Annotated in this window: 8 protein-coding genes and 1 pseudogene; 4 read left to right on the plus strand and 5 right to left on the minus strand. The window is 46.4% G+C overall.

Going from position 1 to position 12,371, the window contains the following annotated elements; genetic code table 11:
* Positions 1-308 precede the first annotated feature (308 nt).
* The 3 genes from BR04_RS06290 to BR04_RS06300 all read right to left on the minus strand — a co-directional run bounded on the left by BR04_RS06290 (position 309) and on the right by BR04_RS06300 (position 2,304).
* On the minus strand, positions 309-1,304 hold the full coding sequence (locus BR04_RS06290; RefSeq protein ID WP_496355152.1) for a radical SAM protein: 996 nt from the start codon (positions 1,302-1,304) through the stop codon (positions 309-311).
* The gene (locus BR04_RS06295) at positions 1,301-1,822 is read right to left on the minus strand and encodes a cyclic nucleotide-binding domain-containing protein (protein WP_496355153.1); all 522 of its coding nucleotides are present in this window, start codon (positions 1,820-1,822) and stop codon (positions 1,301-1,303) included. Before BR04_RS06295 ends, BR04_RS06290 begins: the two co-directional genes overlap by 4 nt.
* 125 nt (positions 1,823-1,947) lie before the next feature.
* Complete coding sequence (locus BR04_RS06300; protein WP_496355154.1) at positions 1,948-2,304, minus strand: hypothetical protein; 357 nt, start codon at positions 2,302-2,304, stop codon at positions 1,948-1,950.
* 271 nt (positions 2,305-2,575) lie between these two features.
* On the opposite strand from BR04_RS06300, the gene fic reads away from it, so the two are divergent.
* Positions 2,576-3,688, plus strand: a complete 1,113-nt coding sequence (fic, locus tag BR04_RS06305; protein WP_496355155.1) for a protein adenylyltransferase Fic — start codon at positions 2,576-2,578, stop codon at positions 3,686-3,688.
* Between the two features lie 791 nt (positions 3,689-4,479).
* Here fic and BR04_RS06310 read toward each other — a convergent pair.
* Positions 4,480-4,661, minus strand: a pseudogene (locus BR04_RS06310) (amidophosphoribosyltransferase); the annotation flags it as partial.
* A gap of 524 nt (positions 4,662-5,185) precedes the next feature.
* Here BR04_RS06310 and BR04_RS06315 point away from each other — a divergent pair.
* From BR04_RS06315 to BR04_RS06325, 3 genes are all read left to right on the plus strand, one after another.
* On the plus strand, positions 5,186-6,193 hold the full coding sequence (locus BR04_RS06315) for a helix-turn-helix transcriptional regulator (protein ID WP_496355156.1): 1,008 nt from the start codon (positions 5,186-5,188) through the stop codon (positions 6,191-6,193).
* 404 nt (positions 6,194-6,597) lie between these two features.
* Positions 6,598-9,060, plus strand: coding sequence for a GTPase (locus BR04_RS06320; protein ID WP_496355157.1), 2,463 nt, complete (start codon positions 6,598-6,600; stop codon positions 9,058-9,060).
* A 9-nt stretch (positions 9,061-9,069) separates the two neighbouring features.
* Positions 9,070-10,749, plus strand: coding sequence for a GTPase (locus BR04_RS06325; RefSeq protein WP_496355158.1), 1,680 nt, complete (start codon positions 9,070-9,072; stop codon positions 10,747-10,749).
* A gap of 214 nt (positions 10,750-10,963) precedes the next feature.
* On the opposite strand, the gene purF is transcribed toward BR04_RS06325, so the two are convergent.
* Positions 10,964-12,370 (minus strand): amidophosphoribosyltransferase, encoded by a 1,407-nt coding sequence (gene purF, locus BR04_RS06330; RefSeq protein WP_496355159.1) that lies wholly within the window; start codon positions 12,368-12,370, stop codon positions 10,964-10,966.
* Position 12,371 lies beyond the last annotated feature (1 nt).

The following is a 12,371-nucleotide window of genomic DNA, read 5'->3' on the forward strand; positions in this document are numbered from 1 at the left end:
GTCATTCCTCTTTAGTTTTTTACACCAGACAAAAGTACGGAGAGGCTAATTTAGGGAAGACGAAAAGTCAAGGCTTTTTGAGCCGGGAGGATTTTAGACCCGGAGTACGATCCTGCCCCCCTGATCCTGCACCATTCCGCTGAAGGTGAGAACAGCCGCTTTTTACGACATCGCTCCCCTTCCCGCGCTTCAGCAGGGGAAGGGGGGCGGAGGCAGGGGATTCAGGGCAGATGTCATTCGGGCGTGCTGATTCAGAGGAAGCTCCGGTGGAAGCCGGAGCGGGTGGGATTCAGGAGGGGGGGGAATCTTCAGACCAGAATTTCTTCCTTGAGAAGGCAGCAGGCAATGCGGTAGGCAGGGCTTCCGTCTTCCAGGTAGCGAAGATTTTCCGGTTGTACGAGGCGGTTCATGACACAGCCTTCGGGAATCCGGAGAGAGAAAAAATCAGCCTCATGGAGGGGGGGCCTTTGTATCAGGGTATTGTCCCGGATCTCAAAGGCGTGGATGGGATAATCTTCGCAGAGAGGGCAGCGGTAAACCCGGCCGTTGGGAAAAACAAAAAAATTGTCCGCCACAAGGCCTGCGCATTCAAACGGATCTTCGGGAGCAAGAAAGACCCTGGGCCAGGTCACGCTGATGCCGGAGGATGCCACCTCACGGGCCACCTGGGGCACGAGGGATGTCCAGATTTCCCGTGTCACCTGCCTTTGTCCGGGATCCTGCACGGAATTGCCCCGCATTCCCAGAACCTGAATGAAAAAACGGCGGATTCCCAGATCCTTTAAAAGCCGGGGCATGTTTTCCAGTTCATGAATGTTTTCTTCGCTGACCGTATAGATGAGGCTGGTGGCAAAGCCCTTTTCTGCGGCTCTGCGGGCATTTTTTGTGCAGATCTCAAACACACCCTGCCCGCGGATGGCATCACAGGTTTTCGCTGTGGCCCCGTCCAGGCTGAAACTGAAGAAATCCACATCCTGAGGGCTCACCCTGTCCAGAATGTCGTGAAAGAGATAGCCGTTGGAATCGATGGTGACAGAGGCATAGCCCATGGCTTTGGCCGTTTTTACGGCCCGGCTGAGATCCGGATGCAGGGTGGGTTCGCCGCCAAGGAAAATGACATTGGCCGTTTTTTTGCGTTCGGCAAAAAGAGCCAGCCAGGCTTCTATGGTTTCCAGGGGAAGTGTGTTTGCGCCGTGCTGATCTTTGCGGATGTAGCAGTGACGGCAGGAAAGGTTGCAGGCGGTGAGAATGTGGAAAAAGAGGTTGGTGGCCTGGGCCTGAAAGGCGACGGTTTTCTGTTTCATTTTTTCTGATCCAGACGGGTTCTCAGGGTTTCCGTTTCTTCCTTGGCCTTGACCAGTTCTTCATTGGCCAGCCGCAGGCGTGCGGAAAGGTATTCCGCAAAAATTCTGTACAGGAGCAGCAGAAAATCCACCTGCGCATCCCCGCTTTCTTCTCCTGCCATACGGTTTCCGGCGCTGGTATCCACGGCAAGGCAGACCACAGGGCCAAAGGCCCGCACATCCGCACTGCGATCCCGTTTGTCGATGAGCCGCATTTCACCGAAAATTTCACCCATCCTGTGAATCTGGGAGATCTCATGCCCGTTTTTTTCAATGCGAACACTGCCGGAAAGCAGAAAGTACAGCCAGGCATCCTGATCGCCATCCCGGATAATGAATTCGCCATCGACATACTCCCGGATTTTGCTGAGCCTCAGGAGTCTTGAAAGGCTGCGTACCTCAAAGTGACGCAGCGCCGGGATCTGCATGAGCTTCTGGATATTTTCGATATTGTCTTTCAGGTAGCGGCTTTCGATCATGGAAAAAGGCTCCTTTTTTCAGAATTTTTTCTTTAAAGCCCCTTCAAAAAACTTCTGCAACCATAGCCTCTAAAGCCGGAACTGTCCAGAAACAAAGCGGTCTTTGGCCCTGTCCCTGGCCTTCATCAGCCCCTCCGTTTTCCGAGGTCTTTTTCAAGGCCCATGGTCTCAAAGCAGTCTTCAACACGGGAAAAGAGTCTCTTCAAAAACTTGCCGGGTCTGATGGAGACGCTGTGCAGTAAGGCTTTATCGTTATTCTGAATTTTCTGGCTTGAGAGGTTCCGGATCAGCAGAGCCATCAGGGTTTTTCCCCGAAGCAGGAAAATGTATTTTTTTCCAAGAAGTGTCCTCAGGGCATGGGGATAAGCCTCACCCGCCGTCAGGCGAAGCCCTTCTTCTTTTTTCTCCAGGAGTTTCCAGAGACGGGCATCCACACACACATCATTTTCACTGGAATCGCCTTGTGCCGCCTCTTTATGCACAGATCCAATCCTGAATCCGCAGCCTCCACGGTTGGTTGGCTGTGCGGACTAACCCTGGCGTGTGCCATGATGGCGTTTATGTGTCGATAAAATTCAGAAATAGCGACATTGCCGCTTACCCATGTCGATGGTGTAAACATCAATCCCTCAAAGGCTTATTACGTGTCGATAATATGGTCTTATTTCGACATCAAGCAATTGACATATTCAAAATCTTGACCTATTTTGGCTGATCCGTCCTTATTTGTCGATAAAAGGAGTACTTGTAAACATGAAATGGCATGCGGACCAGCCCTACAACGACCTGCCCCCCTTGCCGCCTTCGGTGGAAGTGATCGAAACCATAACGATTCTCAAGGCCTGCATTCCGGCCAGGGCCGCCCTTGCAGAACTGAAACAGGCGGGGGAATTGTTGCCGGATCAGGGTTTGCTGATCAATCTGCTTCCTTTGCTTGAAGCCAGAGACAGCTCGGAAATCGAAAATATCCTGACCACCACGGACAAACTATTCCGCCATGCCCATCGGGAAAGCGGAGCCGATGCGGCCACCCGTGAGGCACTGCATTACCGAACCGCTCTGCACCAGGGGTTCAGGAAGCTCCAGGATCGCCCCCTGTCTACGTCAACCGCCATCGAGGTTTGCAGCACCCTGAAGAATCAGGAGATGGGGCTTCGCCGCTTGCCGGGAACTGTGATTGGCAGTCAGGTCACAGGCGAGGTGATCTATACGCCGCCCGCAGGCGAAACCCTCATCCGGGATCTCTTGAGCAACTGGGAACGCTTTATCCATGCGGAAGATGACCTGGATCCCCTGATCAAAATGGCCATCAGCCACTACCAGTTCGAGGCCATTCATCCCTTTTATGATGGGAATGGCCGTACCGGGCGCATCCTCAATGTTCTTTATCTGATCGAACAGGGGCTGCTGACCTTGCCCATACTCTATCTGAGCCGCTATATTGTGCAGAATAAATCCGCATACTACCATCTCCTGAATCAGGTGACGCAGAAGGCAGAGTGGGAAGAATGGATTCTTTTCATGCTCAAAGGGGTTGAGCAGGTATCCCGCTGGACCTGCCTGAAGATTGCCGCTGTGCGGTCATTGATGGAGCGAACAAGGTGCCACGTTAAAGAAAAGCTGCCAAAGATCTACAGCCACGAGTTGATGCAGCTGCTTTTCGAACAGCCCTATTGCCGGATCAGCTCGCTGGTGGAGCGGAATATCGCCAAGCGGCAGACGGCATCGGTTTATCTGAAGCAACTGGTGGACATCGGTGTTCTGGAAGAAGAGACCTGTGGCAAGGAGAAAGTATTCATGCATACCAAGCTGGTACGGCTGATGTCCCAGGACAGCAACAGGATCCTCCCCTATCCGGCATCATGAGCTGCTTCATTTTTCTGGCGGATCGCTTCAGGTCAGGGAGGTTGTATGATCAGATTTTATATTTGCCAGTGGGCAGCCGTAAAGGGTTTCTCTATGTCCCTTTGGGCGTGATCATTTTTCAGGCCCTATTCTGGACTGCAAGCCCGCTGATCAAGCTTATTGTTGCTGTTGTCGTACTGATTATCATAGGCAGGGCAGTCAGAATGCTTTTGAACAGATACGTCAGCATTTTCAGTACCATTGTGTCATGCCATGTATTTTTCCCTTGAAAAGCAAAACACCGTTTTTTTAGAAATTTTCCTACCCCTCCAGGCACCCCTTGGTCAGGCTGGTGTCAAAATTCAATTTGATTACCACCTTACCTCAGCCATGCAATCCCAGATTTTGCCCATGCAGCATTGAACCCATCGTTCCCACGCTCCAGCGTGGGAATGCATCTTGAGACGCTCCAGCGTCTTGAGTCCCGGAACACTGCCATGACCCAAAAGCCTGTAGGGCGTCCAGAAACCGGATACGCTTCATGTTTTGGTCTGGGTTGTCCCGGTGCTTCGATCATACCTCTTTCCCAGAGAAAGGATTGCCGAGGATACTGGCCCTGGGCGCAGGAGCGCCCGGTAGGGCGTTCCCACGCTGGAGCATGGGAACGATAGCTGAAGAAAGATGGTAATCAGAAAATTCGAAGGATACTTCCCGTCAAAGCAGACCATACAGAAACCATCCACCTTTTTCTCATGCCTGTGGCCTTCCAAGGCCCTCTAAGGAAAGACAGTGCGGGAATCCAGCCCCAGATCATCCCGTATTTCCTGGGTGGGCTGGATGAAGGTGCGGCCCACGTAGTGCTTGCGGATCATGCCAATTCAAAGGGAATACCTGAAGCTTCCGTGTAGCTGATGGCCGCATACATGCCGGAATCGGGAAAGGGCATGACGAGATCGGCCTTAACCGGTGCTTCAAGTGCCAAAGCCCTGCCGTTGAAAAATGATCTGTCAGGAATTGTCGCAGCCTTCCTGTAAACTGTCTTCAAAAGCGGTTCTGGCCTGTACCGGAAAAAGGCCGGAACCTTTTTGTGGACGTTTAAAAAAGAAGGCATTCCATATCCTTTCCGGGCTTGCCACTTCACTGAAGGAAGCCCACCGCATCCTCCGGCAATGGATGCATGGAGGGCGATGATGACGAAATACCGCTTCATGGAGAAAGCCCTGCTTTAAGCTTTCTTTCGATCCTGTAATGATTTCTATCCATAAGGATGAACGGGCCACCCGCCTTCCCAGAGTACCCATTCCCATTCTGTGCTGGTGATGCGTTTGTCCCAAAACTTATTTTTAGAACCAAAAAAACTCAGCATAAAGCCTGGGCTGTACGGGTTTTTTAAGAAGGTGCCAGCCCCACTTTTCCCTTGGCTTTTTTGAGACTCCCGTATAAACAGAAAACATTCACACCTGCACATGGGGCGGACTTTCTGCTGTCTCCGTGTTTTGATTCCAAGGAGCGTTATCCATGAGCAACGCCACCAGTCGTCAGTGTCTTATTTTGCAGATGCTTCCCCGTGAGCCGAGAAAAACGGACACCGCAAGCCTGGAACAGAAACTCAGGGACAGAGGGATAAACATTCATCGCAGAACCATACAGCGGGATCTCGAAGGACTGTCAGAATTCTTTCCCATCGGCTGTGATGACAGCGACAAACCCTACGGCTGGTACTGGACGAAAGAAGGCGAAACCCTTCATTTTCCCCAGATGGATCCGGTGACGGCCTTTTCCTTCCGCATGATCGAGGCCTTTCTGTATGCGGCCATGCCCCCTGCGGCCCTGAAAACTCTGGAGCCCCATTTCCGTATGGCGTCCAAAGTCCTGGAGGCTTTCCGGGCCGAATCCTTCCGCGCCTGGCCAGACAAGGTGAAGATTTTAAGCCGCACCCAGCCCCTGAAATCGCCCCACATTGATGCCACCATCCTTGATACGGTGTATGAAGGCCTCATGGAAGGAAAGCGTATTCAGGCCAGCTACAGAAAGCGGGGTGAAAAAGCGCCGGTGGAGTACACCATCAACCCCCTGGGCATCGTACTGCTGGATTCGGTGATTTACCTTGTCTGCACCATGCGGAACTACCAGCGCATGGAGGACGTGCGTCAGCTTGCTCTTCACCGCTTTCTTTCCGCGACCCTTCTGGAGGAACCGGGCCTTGTTCCCGAAGGGTTTTCCATGCAGGGCTACATTGACAGCGGAGCCTTCACATACCTTCAGGGAAACCAGCCCATGGCCCTTGAGTTTCTGATGGAAAAATCCGTGGCAACGCACCTCTTTGAAAGCCCCCTTTCCGAAAATCAGCGCATCACGATTCATGATGAAACACGGGTGAAGGTTGAGGCCACGGTGCTGGACACGGCCCAGATCCGCTGGTGGCTTTTGGGTTTCGGCCCCCAGGTGGAAGTGCTGGGGCCGGAGTGCCTGAGGGAGGAGTTTCGGGGAAAAGCCCTGAAAATGGCTGCATCTTATACGGCTTAAAGCGGGAGGTCAGAGAAGATGAAATTTTATCTCGCACTTTTGTTGGGCATTATCATTCTGGGTATTTTGGGAATATTGCTGGTTTTGGATATCTCTGGTAGCGATTTAAAATTTTTTGGCCGATCTTTTTAGTAAAGGGGGTAAAGATGCTGTCCGAAAAAAAACGAGCTGAGTGAGAAATTTATAGATGCAGTACCTAGTCTCTGTTGACATTTGATCAGATAGCAAGCCATTTCAGATAGTTATCAATAGCTTGCGACTGTGTAGGTGGGTGTAACTTCTTGTAATCAATGTGGTTAATCAAATTAAAAAAACGAAATGTAAACAGAGCCTAACACGTACAGAGAAAACTCGATAAAATTTTCGAAAGCCATTACTCTTTCCTTCAATTTTAAGGTATAAATATGAATACAAAAATTTCAATAGCTGAATTTCTTGCCCATCTAATAGTTGTAGACAAACAGATCCATTCAAGCGAGATGACAATTCTTGAAGAGTTTATGGTAAATTATGAGTTTGAGCCATTCCATAGAGAAGGCATATATAAAATCCTTGGTGATGCAGATGATCAAAAACCTTTTGAAGAAACACTTAAACAGCTGAAAGATATCACTATCGATGAACACTATATATTGAAACATAAGACAATGAAAATTTTTTGTGTGAATGCACATATAGATACAGCTGCGAGCAAACTAATTAAAAAAGCTACGGAATATTTAAAATGGGATGTTACAGAAATGCAAAATTTACAGCGAGTCTATTACGATGAAGTTATGAGTTCAATTGAAAAAAATCGGGCACAGTTCCGATCTGTTGATAATTGGAAACGATTTAAAACGCAATTCAAAGCTACTTTTGCAACGGGTAAAAAAAGAACTCAGTTAAAAAAAGAAGTTCGTCGAATGACCTTGACTGGCCCGGAGTATACTAATGCAATTTTAAAAAGTGCGACTATCGCTGAAGCTGATGCTCGATTTTTAGAAAATATTGTCATCAATGACAAGTCTAAAATTGCTACGATCATTTCTTCTATTGAAAAAATTATTGCTAAAAATGAAAGCTCTACCAATGAAAAAAAGGAGGTTCTTGACTCATTAAATGAATTTTACAAGTTTATCAAAACGGATGCTCAGGCTTCTCTACAAGAAAATGAAGCTGTTCTTAATGCAAAGAAAAGAGCGATGAATTTTTTTACTATTTCCTTCTTAGGACGGACAAAAGCAGGGAAAAGTACTTTGCACTATGTTCTCACAGACGAAGGGAAAAATTTCATAGGTAAAGGATTGGAAAGGACTACCAGATACAATAGGGTATATGAATGGGATAATCTTCGTATTATTGATACTCCAGGAATTGCTGCTGCTGAAATTGGAGGAAGAAGTGACGAAGAAATTGCACTCAGTATTGTTGATGAATCAGATATTATTTGTTATGTGGTAACAGATGATTCTATTCAAGCAACAGAGTTTGCATTTTTAAAACAGATACGAGATAAAAATAAGCCGGTTATTATTCTTCTTAACAATAAGAAAAACATCCAGCCTCTTCCTTTCTATAAAAAGTTCATTAATGATCCTCATGAGTGGTTCAACAGCAAGGATAGTGAAAATATAAATCGGAGTAAAATTGATGGACATATTCACAGAATTACCCAGTATGTAAATGAATACTATGATAGCAAGTGTCTGAAGATTATACCTGTTCATCTTCTTGCCGCTAAAATGTCAAAACTGAAAGAATTTGAAAAAGATTCGGACATCCTGTTTGAAGGATCTCATCTTAATGAATTTCTTGATTATCTTCGTGAAGGAATTCTTGCTTCAAGTAGTATTCGACGGTCTCAAACAATTATTGATGGTGCAAGCAGTAATTTTAGCAAAATATTGTTGGCAGCAACAGAGCACTTAAAAAAATTAGAAGCTCTAAACAATAAGGTTGAGGATAAGCAAAGAGGGCTTAACGATAAAATTGAAAAATCTGAGACAGATATTAAGAATAAAATCAATAGAAATATCAAAGTTCTTTTTGATGAATTGAGAGAGTTTGCGGCTGGTTTTTCTGAAACTAACTACGATGCAGGTGATTCACTTAGTAATAGATGGAGCAATGTTTGTAAAAACGAATTTGATATTGACCAAAAACTTAAAAATGCTACGAAACAACCATTTATTGCACTCTTAGAAGATATTAATGATGATATGAGTGACCTGATAAACGATCTTGGAAATTTTATTTCAAGTAATTTTGACGATATTGGTTCTGGTGGAGATACTTTTAACTCAAAGAGACTTATGAGTGGATTATCGGCTGGGTTGGGGGCTGTTGGTACTGTTTTAACTCTTTTCCTTGGTGCATCTAATCCAATTGGTTGGGTTGTAATAGGCGTTGGGGCTTTTGTCGGACTTCTTTCATCGCTGTTTAAATCAAAAGCAAAGAAAATTGCAGAAGCCAAAGAAAAAGTCCGCAATTCTCTGTATAACTCGTTAGACAAGCAGAAATCGGATATTTTAGAGAAGATTGACGATTATACGAAAAAGGGCACAGAGAGTATTCAAAATAACGTAAACACAACTTTGGAAGTTATAAAAAAGACGCTTTCGGAGTCAATAAATATAGCTTCAGAGTTTGTGAATACCTTAAATGGAAAATGTCGTACCCTTGATATATACTTTGCCCAGAGAGTCGTCGATTATTTAACGGATAATGAGTGTAGTGATATTAGCAGTAGTTACGGAAAAGAAATTTCTGTTGATCGTGTTTATGGAAAATATTTCACCATCAAATCAAATAAAACTATCGCTCAAAAAGATCTTGATAATTTGAAAGACCTCCTTCAAAACAGCAATATAACCATTACAAAATAGGAGCACAAAATGAAACAAAAATTTGAATTCCCGGAAAAATCACTACGATTGCAAGAAATTAAAGATGTATCTTTTCGTATTCTTGACTCTGATGACTCTTATGTTGAGCTGGGTAAAAAAATAAGAAGTGAGCTAGATGAAGTTCAGAAAGAAACGAAACTGACAGTTGCATTTGTTGGACAATACAGTGCTGGAAAATCAACTATTATTTCAGCACTTACAGGTAATAACCACATTAAAATTGATAGTGATATTGCTACGGATACAACATCTGAATACGAATGGAATGATGTCGTTCTTATTGACACACCTGGACTTTATACTGGTCGTAAAGATCATGATCGTATTACAGAAGAAAAAATCAAAAAAGCTGATATTTTAGTTTTCTGCTTAACATACTCTCTCTTTGACAATATCTTACTCGATAATTTCCTCAATCTTGCATTTGAAAGAGGATATGTTTCAAAAATGCTTCTTGTGGTTAATAAGATGTATAGTGAAGAGGGTGAATATAATGAATTGGTGCATAATTATAGGTTCTCTTTGCAAAAACAATTGGGCAGCTCACATTCGCTAGATATATTTCCAACAAGTTTCATAGCTGCACAATTCCAAAGAGATGAAGATCATGAGATTCAAGAGTTGAGTCATTTTGGAGATCTTATTGCAAATCTAAACAGTTTTATTACAAATAAAGGTGCACTTTCAAAAATTACAACACCCGCACATATACTGATTGACAATATGGAGCGTGGCATAATTGATGTAAATTTTTCAGAAGACAAGCTTTTTTTCGATCTTCTTTCAAGAGCTGAAAGAGAAATTAAAAAAATTAAAGTTTCTTCTGAATATTTTTTTCGAAATGAAATCAACTCATTGAAAAGTAGAATTCAAAGAAGAGGTATTGAATGTGCTACTATGGTAGGTGGGGCTGATGTGAGTGAGATTGAAAACAGAATCAAGAGTTCTTCTGATGAAATTTCAATGTGGTGCGATGAGATAAGTAAACAGATACAAATACGTCTCGAGGCTTATGAAGAGCAATTGATTGATGAATTAGCAAAAATAAGCAAAAGCGAAACAGCTTCTATCTGCTTTAAGGATGTTTCGGGGGAAAATATTTTATACAATGCTAAAAATCGAAGTGCAACAATTGGTAGTGAACAAATTAATTCTCTGAAAAATATTTTGGGGGCTGGATCAAAGCTTGTCGGAAATGCTGCAAATGGTGTTAAGGCTGGTTCTGGACTGCTTACTCCTACAGGTGCAGCAGGTAGCCAATTGCACTCAGCAGTCTTATCTGTTGGAAAATTTTTTGGTGTTACCTTTAAACCTTGGGGTGCAGTAAATATAGCAAAGAATATTGGTAATGTTGCTAAGGTTCTCGGCCCTGTTACTGCTTTTCTTGGTATTGCTATGGAGGTTATGGATGCACAAAAAGAAAAAGACGCTGAAAGGTTAATTAAAAATGCTCAGATTGAGATAAAAAAACTGTTTAATGATAATGCTGAAACTGTTGTTTCTCAGTTTAAAGAAAATTTCGGGAATGTACAGCAGGCACTTTTTGAGGCTAAATTATATGAAATATCTCAGTTAAGAAAGTCCAAAATATCCTCAACTAAAAAACTATCCGATACAGCTAAAAAGCTTAAAAGACAGATAGATCTTTTGAAGGAACTTGTGAAGTGAAATAACCTTTCCGTTGGTGCGACCGCTATGCGGACACACCAACGGAGGTGTTCAGAAAGCCGATAGGTCGGACCGCTTTGCGCTCCGACCTATCGAAAGCCGGATGCGCTTCGCTCTCATAGCCCTGACAGACGTCGCGCTCACGCGCTCCGCCTATCAGGCCCATGGAGCTGACACCGCCTGGGGTCTCTTTTTACCGCCCCAAAACGCCTTTTTACCCCTCCAGACACCCCTTGGTAAGACTGGCATCAAAATTCACAGGGTACTTCCCGTCAAAGCAGGCCATGCAGAATCCCTCCCCCTGCTTCTCAATGCCCGTGGCCTTTACAAGGCCCTCGATGGAAAGATAATGCAGGGAATCCAGCCCCAGATAATCCCGCAGCTCCTCCACGGTTTTGCTGGCAGCGATCAATTCTCCCTTGCTGGAAAAATCGATGCCATAGACGCAGGGGAAGCGGTGGGGCGGGCAGCTGATGCGCATGTGCACCTTCCTCACCCCCAGCTCCCGCAGGGCCTTTACGCGGGTTTTGGCCGTGGTGCCCCGGATGATGGAATCTTCAATGATAATGATGTCCTTTCCCCGGAGCACTTCTTTGACGGGGTTGAGCTTCACCCGCACCCCGAAATCCCGCATCTCCTGGGTGGGCTGGATAAAGGTGCGGCCCACATAGTGGTTGCGGATCATGCCCATTTCAAAGGGAATGCCCGAGGCTTCGGCATAGCCGATGGCCGCATACATGCCGGAATCGGGAAAGGGCATGACAAGATCGGCCTTGACCGGCGCTTCCAGGGCCAAAGCCCTGCCGTGGGCCTTGCGGGTTTCGTACACATTCTTTTCAAAGATGGTGGAGTCCGGCCGGGCGAAATAAATGTACTCGAAAATGCAGAAATGCCTTTTGGGTGCGGGGTGGGGATTGAAGGAGCGGATGCCGTCCTCATGGATGATGACAATCTCGCCGGGATCCAGCTCCCGGATGAACTCCGCCTGCACAAGATCCAGAGCGCAGGTTTCCGAAGCCAGCACATAGCGGTCGTTGAGTTTTCCGAGACATAAGGGCCTGAAGCCGTTGGGGTCTTTCATGCCGATCAGCTCCCCGTGGCTGGTGGCGGCCACAAAGGCGTAGGCCCCTTCCAGTCGTAAGGCCGTACGGCACAGGGCCTCTTCCAGGGTGGCATTTTTCAGGTTTTTGATGAAAAGATGGATGGCGATTTCCGAATCCATGGTGGTCTGGAAGATGGAGCCTTCATCCTCCAGTTCCCGCTTCAGGATATGGGCGTTGACGAGGTTGCCGTTGTGGGCCAGGGCATAGTGTCTGCCCTTGTGCTGCACCACAAAGGGCTGGGCATTAAGAATGTTGGAGCCGCCGGTGGTGGAGTAGCGTACATGGCCGATGCCCGTGCCACCGCCCAAAGAGAGGATGTCCTGTTTTTTGAAGATATCCGGAACCAGCCCCATACCCTTGTGGCAGAGGATGGTCTTGTCCCGGCTGACGGCGATGCCGCCGCTTTCCTGGCCCCTGTGCTGCAGGGCATAGAGTCCGAAATAACAGAGCTGGGCGGCGTCCGGATGCTGATGGACACCGAAGATGCCGCAGGCTTCCTTTGGGCGATGGCAGGTCATG

This window comes from Desulfobotulus sapovorans DSM 2055 (genome assembly GCF_059569355.1).